Source organism: Deinococcus sp. LM3 (assembly GCF_002017875.1).
Lineage (GTDB): Bacteria > Deinococcota > Deinococci > Deinococcales > Deinococcaceae > Deinococcus.
Genome location: NZ_MUFV01000002.1, coordinates 389352 through 404220 on the forward strand (window position 1 = coordinate 389352; position 14869 = coordinate 404220).

Genomic DNA, 14869 nt, shown 5'->3' on the forward strand with positions numbered 1-14869 from the left:
GGACACCGAGGCCGCCCGGCCGGGCCGCCCACCGTTCCCGCCGCACAGGAGTCCACACGCACCATGACCACCCACACGCCCCCCGACCCCCCGACCCCCGCGCCCCCCCTGACCGAAACCGACACCCGCGTCCTGCTGCGCCTGCGCCGCATCGAGGGACAGGTGCGCGGCCTGCAACGCATGATCGAGGAAGGCCGCGACTGCCACGACATCCTCACCCAACTCAGCGGCGTACGCAGCGCCCTGGACGCGGCCGGCGAGCAGATCCTCGAACAGTACGCCGGAGGCTGCCGCGCCCGTCCCGGCGAGGCCGTCACGCCGCAGGACGTCGTCCGCGCCGTGAAACTGCTCCGCCGTTGAGCCGGGCCTCCTGACCTGTTGCGGGCAAAGCGAACGGCGAATGGCGAACCATGCCTGATCCGAGAGAGAGGGTTTTCGAATAGGCAAAAAGACCTGACAGGACTTTGTTCCCATCCCCATCGATCCAATGGGCGGAAAAGGTACTCAATGGCCAGCTTTCTTTAAGGAATCTTCTCCAGTGCTGGTGGCTCTGCCTTTAAGCGGATCGATTTCGAAGCTAACCATCTCGGGGTCTATTCCGATATAAGTCAATATGGCGACAGTCTGCTCGGCATCCTTCATGTCGTAGAGCCTGACCATGAGGCGGCCGTCAGCCCCTGACAATCCTCCGCCCTGTATCGGGGGCATGATCCCCAGCTTTCCTGCCTCAAACAGAACCAGGAGTGCGGTCATACCCTCTCCCCAGGTCAAACCACTCTGTAGCCCCTCTATGCGAATGCTTTCATCGTTGTAGATTTCCCGTAAACGGTTTTGCAGTTTGAGCAGTCCGCCAGCACGTGTAAATGTGCTCAGGGAGTAAGTGGCGACTCTGTCTCCATCCTGTAAGCCCATCCCGATGTAAGCAGGATGATCCTTCCAGATTTGATAGTTAAGATGATGCGTAAAGCTGGCTGGCAGGTCTTTATTCGCATCGACCTTGATCTGTTCGATGACTTTTAGCCGCGCTGAAGATAGTTCAATTCCTGTCCGATGTAACAAGCTGCCGCTCCTGGCGGGAGCAGTCTGCATGAGAAAAGCAAGGAGAACGATGGGCATTAAGGGCCTGAATCTCATTTCATTTCCGCCTTGAAAAATATTGATCAATAGCCTCGTTATCAGTGGGGAATGACAATCAAAAGCCAGAGTCTTTCTGTGCCATTCTCTTCGGTTCAGAATGCTTCTTGCGCTTTCCAGTTACTTCGTGGGCACGCTGCGTTCCAGCCACGCCCGCAGTTCGGGCAGGCCTACGGCTCCGACCTGACGCCCGGCGACCTCGCCGTCCCGGAAGACCAGTAGGGTGGGGATGCCCTGCACGGCGTGAAGGCCGGGGGCCTGCGGGTGGTCGTCGACGTTCACCTTCACGACCTTGAGTTTCCCGGCGCGTTCCTGCGCAAGTGCTTCCAGGGCGGGGGCGATCACGCGGCACGGGCCGCACCAGGGGGCCCAGAAGTCCACGATGACCGGCACGGACGCCCGGATGTCCTGCGTGAAGGTCGCGTCGGTGCCGGTGACCAGCCACGGGAGCGGCTGGCCGCAGCGGGCGCACACGGGTACCTGTGCGTCCGGGACGGTCTGCACGCGGTTTCTGGCGCCGCAGTGGGCGCAGGTCAGAATGTCGCTCATGCCTTTCAGGGTACGGCAGGGGCGGGGGCGTGCGTGGCATACTGCCGCTTGATGAGGTCGCCCCGTCACTCCTGGCTGGTCCGTCCCGGCGCGAATGAGATCGCGCGGGCGCTGCACGACTGGTGGTGCGCGAACCTGGGCCGCCCGATGCGCCGCACCCGGCACGCGGCCCTGAGCGCCGCTCTGAACCTGCCCTGATTCACCTCTGCCCCACATTCTGACGGCTGGTCCTGTCGCCCGCGCGCTGCGTGCGGCGCTGACGGTACGGCCGCCCGGTTCCTTCCAGGAGTTGCCATGACGAATATTGATGCGACGAACACTGATGTCCAGACCGCCCAGCCTCAGCCCACCTCCTTGCACGCGCGGATCAATGCGGCGCTGACCGGGGCCGCCATTCCCACCGACCTGCTGGACCTGGACGCCCGCGACCCGCTGGCCCGCAAGCGCGACGAGTTCATGTTACCGGGCGGCGTGGTGTACCTGGACGGCAACAGCCTGGGGGCGCTGCCGCGCGCCGTGCCGGAGCGGTTGCAGCAGGTCGCGGCGCAGGAGTGGGGCGACGCCCTGATCCGCTCGTGGAGTGCCGGGGCCGGAGAGGGGCGCGACTGGATGAACCTGCCGGACCGCGTGGCCGCGAAGATCGCCCCGCTGATCGGCGCGCTCCCGCACGAGGTGGCGGTCACGGACACGACGGGCGTGAACACCTTCAAGGTGCTGGCCGCCGCGCTGAAACTGGCCCCGGCGGGCCGCCGCGTGATCCTGACGGACGCCGAGAACTTCCCCACCGACCTGTACATCGCACAGGGACTGCTGGACCTGCTGGGCGGCGGGTACGAGTTGCGGCGCGTCAACCCCGACGCGCTGGGCGAACACCTGACGGCGGACGTGGCGGCGCTGCTGCTGACCGAGGTGGACTACCGCACGGGCCGCCGCCTGGACATGGCGGCCATCACGGCGCAGGCGCGCGCGGCGGGCGTCCTGACCGTGTGGGACCTGGCGCACTCGGCCGGGGCGTTCCCGGTGGACCTGCGCGGCGCGGGCGCGGATTTCGCGGTGGGCTGCGGGTACAAGTTCCTGAACGGCGGCCCCGGCGCGCCGTCCTTCCTGTTCGTCTCAGAGCGGCACCTGGGCGCCGTGAACGCGGCCCCCGTGGCGATCAGCGGGTGGATGGGGCACGCCGATCCGTTCGAGATGGACCGTGCGTTCACGCCCGCGCCCGGCGCGCGCCGTTTCGTGCCGGGCACGCCGATGGTCCTGAGTCTGAGTGCCCTGGACAGCGCCCTGGACGTGTTCGCGGGCGTGGACCTGCACGCGCTGCGCGCCAAGAGCCTGTCGTTGACCGACACCTTCATTCGCCTGATGGAGCCGCTGTGCGCCCGCTTCCCGCTGACGCTGGTCACGCCGCACGAGCACGCGCGGCGCGGCTCGCAGGTCAGTTACCGGCACCCGCAGGCGCGTGAGGTCATGGCGGACCTGATCGGGGGCGGCGTGATCGGCGATTACCGCACGCCGGACATCCTGCGCTTCGGGTTCACGCCGCTGTACCACTCGCACGCTGACGTGGCGCGCGCCGTGGCGGGCGTGCAGGCCGCGCTGGAGGCCCGCGCGTGAGTGCCCCCGACCGTCCCGGAGCGCCGGACCGGGACGCCCCCGAGCAGGCGTACATGGACTTCACCCGTAGCCTCAGCTACGGCGACTACCTGCAACTCGACATCCTGAAAAGCGCGCACCGGCCCGTCACGGACGCGCACGATGAGCACCTGTTCATCGCCGTGCATCATGTCTCGGAGGTGTGGCTGGACCTGATCATCCGCGAGCTGCGAGCCGCGATGGACCAACTGGCGCAGGGCATCACGGACGCGCCCCTCAAGGGCCTGACCCGCGTGGTGCGCGCCCAAGAGCAGCTCACGAACGCCTGGGAAGTCCTGAAGACCATGACCCCCGCCGATTACCTGTCGTTCCGCAGCGCGTTCGGGCAGGCGTCTGGCTTCCAGAGCGCCTCGTACCGGATGGTGGAATTCCTGCTCGGGAACCGGCACGCGGTCCTGGCCCGCCCGCACGAGCACCGCCCGGACCTGCACGGCCCGCTGACCGAGGCGCTCCAGACTCCCAGCGTGTACGACCTGACGCTGCGCCTGCTCGCCGCGCGGGGCCTGCCGGTTCCCCCGGAAGTGCTGGCCCGCGACCTCACCCTGCCGCCCACCCTGAACGAGGACGTGCTGAACGCCTGGATCACCGTGTACCGCCAGCCCGACACCTACTGGGACCTGTACGAACTGGCCGAGAAGCTGCTGGACGTCGAGGACAACTTCCGCCGCTGGCGCTTCAACCACCTGACCACCGTGGAACGCACTATCGGCTTCAAGAGCGGCTCCGGCGGAACCAGCGGGGCCGGGTACCTGCGCCGCGCCCTGGAAACCGTGCTGTTCCCGGAACTGTGGGAGGTCCGCACCCGCCTCTAACGAGGACTCCGATTGAACGGCTCTGCAAGCTATTCAATCGGAGCGGATGCGACTCGTAGAGCTGCCCCGCAGAGCGGGTAGAAGCCATCCGGATTCCGGCCTCCGGCACGCGACCCGGCGCCGGTGATCCCGCCGGGGAGGCGTCGTGGACGGCCGGGGGATAGCCCCGCGCCGTCACACGCGGCGCAGTTCGGTACTCAGCCGCTCCCGCAGCCGTGCGTACACCTCACGCGCCACCTGATCGAGGTCCACCGCCGCGGCCACCGGCGCGCGGCGTCCCACCGCCGCGCCGTCGCCCTGACGCTCCGCGGCGGCCGGAGCCGGAGCCGCGGGCCGGTCCACGGCCGCCGCGTGCACCCACGCTCCACCAGCCGGTGGGGGCGGCGGCATGGACGGCAGGGCCGTCGGCGGGGCCGGGGAGGGTCGGATGGGCGAGGGCGTGACCGACGTCGCCGCCGGACGGGGCGCCGGGGCGGGTGGGGACGGGTCGGCCTCCCAGGGCAGCGGTTCCCACGGAGCGGGAATGCCCGGCAGGCGCAGCGGTCCGGTCGCCGGGTGCGCGGCGTGCTCGGTCGCCAGGGCCACGCCCTCCTCGTCGTGTGCGTCCGGGCGGGCCGGGCCGGCCGCGCGGCGCAGCACCTCGGGCACGAACGACCCCTGATCGCGCCGGAGTGCGTGCGTCATCTCGTGCGCGGCCAGCGCCGCTCCGGCCGGTGTGTCCAGCCGCGTGTCCGGCGACAGGAACACCGTGCGGCCCACCGTCAGTGCCTCGGCCCGCGCCGCCTGCAACGCGGGAAGGACGTTCACGTTCCGGATGACCCGCACGTCCGCCACGGACGTCCCCATCAGCCGGGCCAGGGTCGCCTGCGCGCCCGGTGCCAGCGGTTGCCCGTGTCCGTCCTGCCGCACTGCCGCCTGAAGCGCCTGCGACAGCCGCTGAACCGGGCTGCCTGCCGGAGTGGCGAGGGAAGGAGGAATGGCGGGGGAGAGAACTGACCCGTCATCCCGGCCGCGTGGCAGGGAGGGCCAGTCCTCGCCGGACGGCGGCGGGACTGCCACCGCGACAGGACCGGCGACTGGGAGGGCGGCCGCCAGATCCCGCAGCGCCGGGGAACCGGACGGGCCCGACGCCGGCGCGACTGCCCCCACGGGCTCCCGGTAGGCGGGTGCCAGGAAGTCAGGGAGCGCGGCAGCCCAGGCAGGTGGACCCTGGGTCAGACCAGTCCGACCCTCCGGGTTTTCCTGGGACAGGGACAGCGCCGGGAAGGGCGACGGAAGGGTCGGTACCGGCCGCGTCGCCACGGCGCCCGTCGTGACCGGCGACCCGGTCGGAGGTGGGGTCGGGAGGGGTCGAGCGGCGTCCGGGCCGGTCAGTCGTTCCGGCCGGTCATGCGGGAGGGACGCTGACACGGATGCTGGCGACAGCCCCCCGGCGCGGGGCCCGGCTTCTGCTTCCCGGTGCTGCGGGGCCCCCTCACGGGTCGGGACGACCGGGCCGGCCGCGGCTGCCAGCCTCGCCAGCGGCGCCTGAAGGGCGGACGGCGCGTCGGCCAGCGGCGCACCCACGAAGTCCATCCGGTGCGGGACCGGGGCAGAACTGGGGAAGCCAGTCTCGGCCCGGACTCCTGCAGCCAGGACTCTGGCGGCCGGGAATTCTGAGGGCAGGACGGCCACGGGCACCGGGTCTGTTCCCGGACCGTCCTGCGGCGCAGGTCTGGCCCCTGGCGCCGTCGCCACGGGAGAGGGGGTCAGGGTTGCGCGTTCGACCACAACCGCCGGGACAGGGGCCGGTAATATGGCAGGCGAGGGCCATGCCGGTTCCCACGACGGGACGTGAATCACCGGCCACCCGGGTGGCGGCCCTGGTTCGGTCGGGTGGGCGGCGGGACGGGCCAGGGCGCCCACCCGACTGGCCGGGGCTGCCGGACCGCCGACTGCGGGCGGACCGGTCAGGGTGTGGGAGGGCTCTGGACGTGTTGTTGCCCCACTGCCGGGCACCGGGGGCCGTATGACCGCTGAGGGAAGCAGCGCGACTGGCAGGGGTTCCGGGATGACCAGTGCTGGCGCGGCGACCCCTGGGTCACGCCGGGGGTCAACGTGCGCAAGGGGCGGCGGTGGCAGGCCCGGCCGCGCGGCCCCCGCAGTCGGGGCGACCGGCATGGGGGCGGGGATGACAGGCCCCGGAGAACCTGGACCCGGAGACACTGGCACCGGAGAAACTGGCCCTGGAGAAACTGGAACGGGCAGGGCCGACACGGGGGCAACGGGTCCCGGAAGTGCGTGGGGCATGAGCGTCGGGGGCGCAGGGTCCGGCGCACCGGGCTCTGATTCCGGCGCCGCCCGGCCGTCCGCCGCGAGGGGTTCGGCCGGGAGTACCGGCCCTTCCACGGTGGGAACGGAAGGGGCGGGGCCTCTGACCGGAACCTCCGGTTCCCGCAGACCGGGCTGCCCAGTCTCGCCGGACGGCCCGGCTGCCTCTGGAGCGTCTGGTGCCGTCACCCGCTGAACGGCATCCGGCCGGACGGCGACCGGCGCCGGGACAGGTCCGGATACTGTCGGCTGCGGGTGGGCAGCGGGTATCCGGGGGAAGGTCGGCGCAACCGGCGCCCTCCCGGCAGGCTCGGGTGGACTCACGGGCCGGGGGGACGACAGGTGGACCGGTGCAAGCGCGGGCTCCAGATCGCCGCCGCGCGTCCCGGCAGGACCGGGGGCCGCCCCGGCCGCTGTTGGTATCTGCGCCGCCTGGAGGTTGTCCGGCAGGCCCGGCCCGGCGGGTGCGCTGCCGGAGTGCGGCGGCGCTGCGGTCAGGTCGGCAGGGCGACCGGACGACGCCGGTGGTTCTCCGGGAAGGGAGGGGGCGCCCCCTGTCCGGAATGCGTCCGTGGTCTGGCCGGGCGGTGAGCCGTTCGGTGTCGCCAGCAGGTCCGGATGGGACACGCCGTTCCGGTCAGGTGCGGCGGCGATGGGGGCGGAGACGGGTGCGGCGGGTGGATGCACCGGATGCGGTGGGAACGTCCCCTGCGTCCCGTCCAGGGGCGGCGGCACCGGAACGGGCACCGGCGCGGCGCTTCCGGACGGCAGATCCGGCGTGACGGGAACTGACCGGTCGGAGGCCACCTGCGGCCGGTCAGGTGCTCTGCTGGGCTGTTCGGGCTGTGGGCCGCGCTCCGCAGCGCGGGGGGGCGTGACGTCGGGCGGGGGCGAAGTGGGTAAACCGGCGACCTGCCGGGCGCTGGACGGGACAGGCCGGGTATCGCCTGTCCTGTCGACCACCCGGAACGGTGCGGCTGGGCCCACTTCACGTCCGGGTTCCACCGCAGTTTCACGGTGCCGGGTGGCCGGGCTGACTCCCTCCTCCGGTGTGGATGGCCGTGTCGGCGGCCCGGCCTGGAACCTGTCCTCCGACCGGTGGTCAGGCTCCGGCCTGACGGCAGGGTCGGGGAACCCCGGCGTGCCTGTGCGGATTCCGTCTGTTTCGTGGATGGGCCGGAACGGCGCCGGATTCCCGGTTTCACGTCCGGGATCCGCTGCTGTTCTCCTCGCGCTGCTCGGGTCGAACGGAGTGGCAGTCCCCTCCACTGGGGAGCGCGGCCCGACGGATCCGTCCCCGGCGTCCGCCTCCCGGGTCACCGGTACCCGTCCGGCTGCGGGTTCCGGTGGAGGGGCGGGTTCCGGCGTGTCCGGCCGCCCGGTCGCCCGGCCAGGGACACGGTCGGTGGTCAGGTCACTGGATTCACCGGTGGGGGCTGGGTTCGTCGCTGGAGCGGGAGGCGTGTCCGGGACCGTGCGGGCCGGGCGTTCCCTGTCCGGTTCCTCGTCCGTGTCGGCCTCTGCCCCCCGGTCGCGGCCCGTCCGGCCCGAGCGGCTGGCCCGGGCGCGCAGGCGTGGCGCGCCCGGCAGGTCCGGTGCGGGCACGGCCGTCTGGACTCCGGCCGCCTGAACTCCGGCCGGTACGGGCGCCGCGTCGGGCCCGGTGGCCGGGCCGGTCTCCGGGTTCACGTTGCGTTCCGGATGATGGTCGCGCCAGTTCAGCAGCTCCCCGAAGCCCAGCGGCGAGGCCTCCACCTCACCCTGCGCCTCGAGTTCCGCGAAGCGGTTCAGGCGCGCCAGGATGTTCTGCGACACGTCGGCCGGGATGGGCGGCGCGGGGCGGACCTCCTCGGGTTCCGGTTCGCGCGCGCGCGGCGCGGCCCCCGCCGGGCGGGGCTTGCGGGGCAGCCGCACGGGAATGTCGTTGTTTCCGGCGCGCAGCAGGGCCTCGAGTTCCCGGCGTTCCTGCTCGCGCCGCTCGCGTTCCTCCGGCGTGGGCACCTCGGGGAAGACCAGGGGCGGCCCGGCGTCCAAGGCCGGTTCCCCGGACGGTGCGGGGGCCGCTTCCACACGGGTCGCCTCTGCACTGATGGGCTCGGCACGGGTGGACTGGGCATCCGTGGACTGGGTATCCGTGGAGTGGGTATCCGTGGACTGGGCCGGGGCGGATTCACCGGTCGCCGGAGCGGTCGGCTCAGGGGAGGGGGGCGGAGTGAGGGGGGCTGCCGTCGCCGCCACGGGGTCGGGACGGGTGGGTGCGGCGGGGGCCACTTCAGGCCGCGCCACGTCCGCAGGAGTGGGGACGCGCGAGACCGGAGCGGCCCCGCTGTCCCCGGTGGGCGCGGCGGGGCGCGTCTGTGCCCCGGCAGGCTCCGGGTGTTCCGGCTGGCCCTCGGGCGTCCGCGTGACCTGCGCCAGGGCGGCAGCGGCGGGGAGTTCCGGCTCCTGAGCGGATGGAAGGTCGGCGGGCGTGGCCGGGTCGGGTGCGGCGGCGCCCGCCGGAGGCTGCACTGCGTCCCGGTCGTCCGGGCGGGTGTTCAGGGCCAGGGTCTCCAGGAACGAGGCGGGCCTCAGCGGGCCACTGCGCCCGGCGTCTGCCGCCGCGCCCGGCCGTTCCGGGGCGGGCGCAGCGGTCCGTTCGGGTGCCGGGGGCAGCAGACCCAGGGGCGGCGTGCTGGACAGACCGGCGGCCAGCGCCTCGGCATAGTCGCCATACGGATCACTGTCGCCATAGGAAGCGTTTTCGCCGTGGGAATCGCTGTCGCCATACGGATTGCTGTCGCCACGCAGATCAGGTTCGCCGGACGGACCGGCTTCCCGGTGCCGGTCGCTGGCCGGGACCTCCCCGGCGGCGGGCGTCCACAGCGGACGCTGCCCGGGCCGCTGGCCCGGCAGGTCGCGGGGCGCAACGGACTCCGGCTGGAGGGCCGGGCCAGCCACTGGCGCGGCCGCGGCGCGGGAACGCTCAGGGGGCGCGGCGGGCGGCAGCGTGGGCGCAGCCTGCGGGAAGGCGGGCTGGCGGGAAGTGGGCTGCGGTGCGGCCGGGAGCGCGATCAGCCGCGCCTGAACGCGCCGGGGACCGCCGGACCGGACGGGCGGCGCGGCGGGCGGGACCGTGGGCAGGAAGGGGCCGCGAACCGGCAGGGCGGTCGCAGCGGGAGAAGACGGGAAGGTCCCGGGTGTGAAGGCGCGGTCCTGTTGGGTGACGGCCATCTGCCCGGCGTGTTTCAGGCGGCGCAGCCGCTCGTCGAAAATACTCACTTCGCTCCTTTGTTGGCCGGTTCCCGCCGGACGGGCGGGCCGCGCCGGGGCACGTTCAGCGGCTGGTCTGCAGGAACCCGGAGTGCGCGAGTTCCAGCGTCTCCACCGACACGGCGTCGCCGTTGCCGCTGAAGGTCGGGCCGCTCCACTTGACCGGGTACGCCTGCAGCAGTTCAAAACGCATCCGGACCTGCGCCTCGAGCGCCTGCCCGCCGGCGGCGGTGCGGCTGGCCTGCGGGTGGTCGTAGACGGTGACCGTGACGTTCCGGACGTCCAGGTAGCCCTGCACGATGTTCAGGTGCCATTCGAGCAGTTCGTTCCCGGCGACCAGTCCGCGCTTGAGGATCAGGTTCCCGACGCGCGAGCGGACCGGGAGGCGCAGCACGCGGTCGTTCACGCCGCCCTCGATGAAGTCCATGGTTTCCGTCTCGACCTGCAGCCCGCTGACCTCACTGAACGCCGCGTACTCCAGTCCGTCGATGGACACCTGGTAGCGGTGGTTGCTCAGGATGGACAGGGAACTGCGCTGCGGGTTGCCGTCCTGCCGGTGGGTGGGCCGCGCGGCCGGTGTGGGAATGGGGTCGTTGCCGCCGGCGGTGAAGGTCACCTGTCCCAGCGGGCCGAGGCGCAGGGTGGCGGTGACGCGGGGGCGGCCACGGTTGAAACTGGCGGTTGCTTTGAAGTCCATAGGTCCTCAGCGGGTTCCGGTGTTCCGGGCGAGGTCGAGGCGCAGGTCCTCGAGCATCAGCTGGTACACGCGCCGGGTCACTTCTTCGAGGTCGATGGTCGGGGCGGGCGTGGCGCGCGCCCCGACCGGGGTCGCGCTGGCCTGCCGGGCGGGTGTGGTGGGCCGGGGCGCGCCGGTCATGCGGGCACGCTTCCGGCCCCCAGGTCGAGTTCCAGCAGGGCGCCGCAGTGCGGGCATTCCGTCTCGATCACGTCGTCCGGGAAGGCGCCGGTGGCCTGCGCCGCTGCGGCCGGACCGGGCGCGGTCTGGGTGGGCGCGCTCCAGGTGGGAGCCTGGGCGGTGTTCATCTGACTGTAGAGGGTCTGCAGGTACGCGAAGTCCGCGGCGGGCAGCACGCCCAGAATCTCGGGCGTGACCGGCGCGAAGGGGCCCAGTCGGGTGACGACGCGGGCGAGCAGCAGCAGCGGGTAGTAGGCTTCGTTGCGCTGGACGCGCGGGTCACCGAGCGGTTCGATCTCGTCGAGCGCGGTGGCCAGACGCATCACGCCGCTGCGGTGAACCTGCCCGTCGGACGTGAACAGTCCGACGGGCAGCATGAAAGGCAGTTCGTTCACGCTTCAATCCGCACGGCGCGCTTAGCCGCCCGCGGGAACGCGCTTGTAGCCTTCGTGCGTGATGGTCAGTTCCTCGATGGCGACCTCGTTGCTCTTGGCGTCGTAGGTGGGGCCGTTGAGTTTGCTGGGCCAGGCGCGCTCGAAGGTCCAGGCGGCGACGGGTTCGCCCTTCTGGTTGTGCAGGGTGATGGTGCCGCTGCGGCGGGCCTCGTCCATGTTGCCTTCCTCGACCTGCTGGCGCCACGTCCACATGTCCATGTCGTTGGTGATGCCGCGCTTGAGGACGATGTCGTTGTACTTCATGGTGCCGGGTTCGCGGATCAGGACGGCGCGGCCCTTGGCGTCGGTGGCGCGGTACTCGACAACCTGGCTCTCGCTGCCCAGGCCGGTGCATTCGCGGAAGGCGCCGACGACCTTGTTGTCGAACTGAACGCTGAAGTAGGCGGCGACGAGGGGGTCCTTGCGGGTGGGTGCGGTCATAGGGGTACCTCCAGTGAGGGGAGTGGGGATTCAGGAGCCGGCATGCGGACGGTGGTGTCGGGATCTGCTGGGGCGGCGCGCGGGTCCGGGAGGATGGAGGGAAACAGTCGCGGCGCGCCGCTCAGACGTGGATGGTCCGGAAGTCGTGAGGGGGCCGGAAGCCCGGCAGGGTGTTACTGACCGCCGCCGGCGTGCTGGCTGAAGCGGAACACGATGAACTCGGCGGGTTTGACGGGGGCCATGCCGATCTCGACCTGCAGGATGCCGCGGTCGCGGATCTCGTCGGGGTTCAGTTCGGCGTCGCACTTGACGTAGAAGGCCTCGCGGGTGGTGTTGCCGAACAGCGCGCCGTCCCGCCAGACGCTGGTGAGGAAGGAGTTGATGTCGCGGCGGATGCGGAACCACAGGTTCTCGTCGTTGGGTTCGAACACCGCCCACTGCGTGCCGCGTTCGATGCTGGTCTCGACGTAGTTGAACAGGCGGCGGACCGGAACGTAACGCCACTGGGCGTTGCTGGACAGCGTCCGGGCGCCCCAGACGCGCACGCCCATGCCGGGGAACTCGCGGATGCAGTTCACGCCGATGGGGTTCAGGATGTCCTGCTCGCTCTTGGTGATCTGGATGGCCGGCCCGAGGATGCCGCGCACGACCTCGTTGGCGGGGGCCTTGTGAACGCCGCGTTCCACGTCGTTGCGGGCGTAGATGCCGGCCACGAAGCCGCTGGGCGGGACCATCATGGGGTTGCCGTCGGGGCCCTCGATCTTCATCCAGGGGTAGTACATGGCGGCGTAGCTGGAGTCGAAGTTGGTGTCCACGTTGCGCCACTTCACGGCCTGCTGGGGGGTCAGGTCGGGGGGCGTGTCGAGCAGCGCGATGCGGTTGGCGTTGCGTTCGCAGTGGTCGATCAGGGCGCGCTGCACGGCCTTGACGCCGTCCGCGCCGATCATGCCGGCCTGGTAGGCGCTCATCAGGTCGGGCACGGCGATCATGCTGACTTCCTCGGCGATCTCGAGGCTCTCGATGCCGCTGCGGCTGTCGACGCTGCCCACGAAGTCCTGGCCCTTGAGTTCGCGGCCCTGCTCGATGACGTTGCTGTCGGCCTGCAGGACGTAGGTGCCGGCCTCGGGGGCGCGTTCGACGAGCGGGCCGGTGGAGCTGGCCTCCTCGATGGTGATGAGGGTGCTTTCCTTGTTGATGACCTCGGCGACGTTACGGGCGTGTTTCTTGCCGATGGAGACGTTGGGGAAGGTCTCGGTCAGGTCGTTGCGGGTGACTTTCAGGGTGAACAGGCCGTCGCTGCCCTCGTCGGGGTTCTCGGCGGGTTTGCCGTCCTTGCCTTTGGGGGCGGCGTCGGTCTTGACCGGGTCGGGGGCGAGCACCTCGATCTGGATGTCGCTCTGGCGGCCGTCGCGGGCGACGATGCTGAGGCTGGGCACGGCCTTGCTGGCGCGGCTGGGCAGCTGCAGCGGGCGGGCGGCCTCGACGGTGCGGGCGGTGCGGGCGTCGGTCTGGTTGGGCACGAGGCGCACGACGTAGCAGCGGGTGCCGCCGTTGTTGAAGTACGCGTAGACGCTCTGGGCGAGGTACGCGCCGTCCATGAAGGGGTTGCGGGCGCCGCTGGCGTCGGCGGTGCCGAAGATCTCCTTGAACTGCTGCCAGTTGGCGACGAAGACCGGGGTATTGGCGGGGCCGTTGGGTGCGAAGCCGACGAAGGCGGCGGTGGTGGTGCTGACACCCTCGATGGGGCGGGGTCCGCTCTGTGATTCCTCGATGTAGACGCCGGGCGACAGGTATTCGGGCATGGATTCCTCCGGAAGTTGGGTGCAGGGTTGAAGGTGACGCGGCCGGTGCGGGCGGCGCCTGTGGCTGTGAGATATCCAACATGGCAGATGCGGCGGGAGCCGTCCACCGCATGTGAGCAGACGCGGGGCGGGGGGCGCCTCTATACTGACCCGTTCATCACTTAACCGCGAGGATAAACCTTGAAAAATACTGCTCAGGGACGAGAAAAATCAGTGTATTTCCGCACATGCCTCCGCTGGGGGGGCTGGTGGGGGCGCGCGCTGCGGGCCCCCCACGGCGCGGAGGGTCCAGTGATCGCGGACGTTCAGCAGGCCCTCAAAGAGCTTGTCTATACCGAGGCCGGGTTGCCGCGCGACGCGCTGGACATCCGTTTCGCCGCGCCCACGCCCAGCTGGGTCTCGGGCCTGACCCGCCCCACCCTGAACTTCTTCCTGCATGACCTGCGCGAGAACGCCGCGCTGCGCTCCATGGAATTCACGCACGCGCACACCGGCGCGGGCGTCAGCCGCACCCTCGCCCCGCGCCGCATGGACCTGCGCTTCCTGGTGACCGTGTTCTTCAAGGCGCAGCTCGACGAACTCGGCCGCGACGAGTGGCAGGTCCTGTGGCGCGTCCTGGCGGCCCTGATGCGCCAGGACGAGTGGGACGACCGCTACCTGCCGCCCGCCGCCCGCGACACCGGCCTGGGTATCCTGGGCACCGTCGCGACCGGCGACACTGCCAGCGTCTTCAGCAGCCTCGGGCAGACCGTGCGTCCCCACCTGAACTACACCGTGACCGTCCCGCTCGACTTGGGCGTCACCACCCGCTCCCCGCTGGTGCTGGAACGCGACCTGAGCTTTCACGGGCAGGCCACGCCGGGCAGCCCGGCCCCCGTCTCGCAGCGCCGCCGCTCGAGCTGGCAGCTGCTCGACGTGCAGGGCCAGCCGCTGGCCGACGCGCTCGTCCGCAGCGACGGGGGCGCGCGCGCCTTCAGCGACGCCCAGGGGGTCGTGCATCTGGACGCGCCGCGCGACTCGGTGCGGCACCTGTCGGTCCTGACCCTCGACGGGCGCGCCCTGCACCTCGACGCGAACACGCCCCAGGCGCAGCCGCGCCTGCCGGAGCCGGTCTGATGGCCCGCGCGGCCCGCGCCGGGGGTTGCCGGTGACCCTGACCTCCTCCCCGGACGCGCCCACGTCCGCCGACGTGCTCGGCACCGGCGTGGCCTTCCCGGTCGGCGTGAACGCACGCGGGCAGCTGGCGATGGTGTCCGGCGAGCGCGCCGTCACGCAGGCGATCCTGACCCTGCTGATGACCGCGCGCGGCCAGCGCGTCATGCGGCCCGAGTACGGCTGCCGCATTCACGAACTGGTGTTCGCGCCGGGCGACGCCACCACCCTGGGTCTCGCGTCGTTCTACGTCGACGAGGCCCTGCGCACCTGGGAGCCCCGCATCGACGTGGACGGCGTGCAGGCGCAACTGGACCCGCAGGACACCGCGCGGGTCGTGGTGGACATCCGCTACCGGATCAAGGGCCAGCCGGAGCCGCGCTCGCTGGTCTTTCCCTTCTACCGCTCCCTGTAGGC

General features: G+C 71.2%; 14 protein-coding genes. 6 read left to right on the forward strand and 8 right to left on the reverse strand.

Features of this window, described 5'->3' with window-relative positions:
• Window positions 1-63 precede the first annotated feature (63 nt).
• Window positions 64-360: a metal-sensitive transcriptional regulator gene (locus BXU09_RS15845; RefSeq protein ID WP_078305295.1), complete on the forward strand. Its 297-nt coding sequence runs from the start codon at window positions 64-66 to the stop codon at window positions 358-360.
• A 144-nt stretch (window positions 361-504) separates the two neighbouring features.
• Here BXU09_RS15845 and BXU09_RS20390 read toward each other — a convergent pair whose 3' ends face one another.
• Both BXU09_RS20390 and trxA read right to left on the reverse strand, forming a co-directional pair.
• The gene (locus BXU09_RS20390) at window positions 505-1116 is read right to left on the reverse strand and encodes a hypothetical protein (protein ID WP_144012282.1); all 612 of its coding nucleotides are present in this window, start codon (window positions 1114-1116) and stop codon (window positions 505-507) included.
• A gap of 138 nt (window positions 1117-1254) precedes the next feature.
• Window positions 1255-1683, reverse strand: a complete 429-nt coding sequence (trxA, locus tag BXU09_RS15855) for a thioredoxin (RefSeq protein ID WP_078305297.1) — start codon at window positions 1681-1683, stop codon at window positions 1255-1257.
• A gap of 51 nt (window positions 1684-1734) precedes the next feature.
• On the opposite strand from trxA, the gene BXU09_RS21015 reads away from it, so the two are divergent.
• The 3 genes from BXU09_RS21015 (at window position 1735) to BXU09_RS15865 (ending at window position 4145) form a co-directional block, all read left to right on the forward strand.
• Entirely contained in the window at window positions 1735-1881 is a 147-nt protein-coding gene (locus BXU09_RS21015) for a hypothetical protein (protein ID WP_168174639.1), read from the forward strand.
• 96 nt (window positions 1882-1977) lie between these two features.
• A complete protein-coding gene (gene kynU, locus BXU09_RS15860) occupies window positions 1978-3294 on the forward strand; it encodes a kynureninase (RefSeq protein WP_078305298.1) in 1317 nt (438 codons plus the stop codon).
• 53 nt (window positions 3295-3347) lie between these two features.
• On the forward strand, window positions 3348-4145 hold the full coding sequence (locus tag BXU09_RS15865; RefSeq protein WP_078305354.1) for a tryptophan 2,3-dioxygenase family protein: 798 nt from the start codon (window positions 3348-3350) through the stop codon (window positions 4143-4145).
• A gap of 174 nt (window positions 4146-4319) precedes the next feature.
• On the opposite strand, the gene BXU09_RS21020 is transcribed toward BXU09_RS15865, so the two are convergent.
• The 6 genes from BXU09_RS21020 to BXU09_RS15895 form a co-directional block, all read right to left on the reverse strand.
• Window positions 4320-5054: a DUF4157 domain-containing protein gene (locus tag BXU09_RS21020; RefSeq protein ID WP_168174640.1), complete on the reverse strand. Its 735-nt coding sequence runs from the start codon at window positions 5052-5054 to the stop codon at window positions 4320-4322.
• A gap of 4717 nt (window positions 5055-9771) precedes the next feature.
• Window positions 9772-10404, reverse strand: coding sequence for a phage tail protein (locus BXU09_RS15880; RefSeq protein ID WP_078305301.1), 633 nt, complete (start codon window positions 10402-10404; stop codon window positions 9772-9774).
• A gap of 6 nt (window positions 10405-10410) precedes the next feature.
• The gene (locus BXU09_RS21025) at window positions 10411-10584 is read right to left on the reverse strand and encodes a hypothetical protein (protein WP_158235741.1); all 174 of its coding nucleotides are present in this window, start codon (window positions 10582-10584) and stop codon (window positions 10411-10413) included.
• On the reverse strand, window positions 10581-11018 hold the full coding sequence (locus BXU09_RS15885; RefSeq protein ID WP_078305302.1) for a hypothetical protein: 438 nt from the start codon (window positions 11016-11018) through the stop codon (window positions 10581-10583). The genes BXU09_RS21025 and BXU09_RS15885 overlap by 4 nt, the downstream gene beginning before the upstream one ends.
• A gap of 21 nt (window positions 11019-11039) precedes the next feature.
• Entirely contained in the window at window positions 11040-11498 is a 459-nt protein-coding gene (locus tag BXU09_RS15890) for a phage tail protein (RefSeq protein ID WP_078305303.1), read from the reverse strand.
• A 173-nt stretch (window positions 11499-11671) separates the two neighbouring features.
• Complete coding sequence (locus BXU09_RS15895; protein ID WP_078305304.1) at window positions 11672-13300, reverse strand: phage tail sheath subtilisin-like domain-containing protein; 1629 nt, start codon at window positions 13298-13300, stop codon at window positions 11672-11674.
• Window positions 13301-13591: 291 nt separating this feature from the next.
• Between BXU09_RS15895 and BXU09_RS15900 the strand changes: the two genes are divergently transcribed.
• Window positions 13592-14416 (forward strand): DUF4255 domain-containing protein, encoded by an 825-nt coding sequence (locus tag BXU09_RS15900; RefSeq protein ID WP_078305305.1) that lies wholly within the window; start codon window positions 13592-13594, stop codon window positions 14414-14416.
• A gap of 31 nt (window positions 14417-14447) precedes the next feature.
• A complete protein-coding gene (locus BXU09_RS15905; RefSeq protein ID WP_240501418.1) occupies window positions 14448-14867 on the forward strand; it encodes a GPW/gp25 family protein in 420 nt (139 codons plus the stop codon).
• The last annotated feature ends 2 nt before the right edge of the window (window positions 14868-14869 follow it).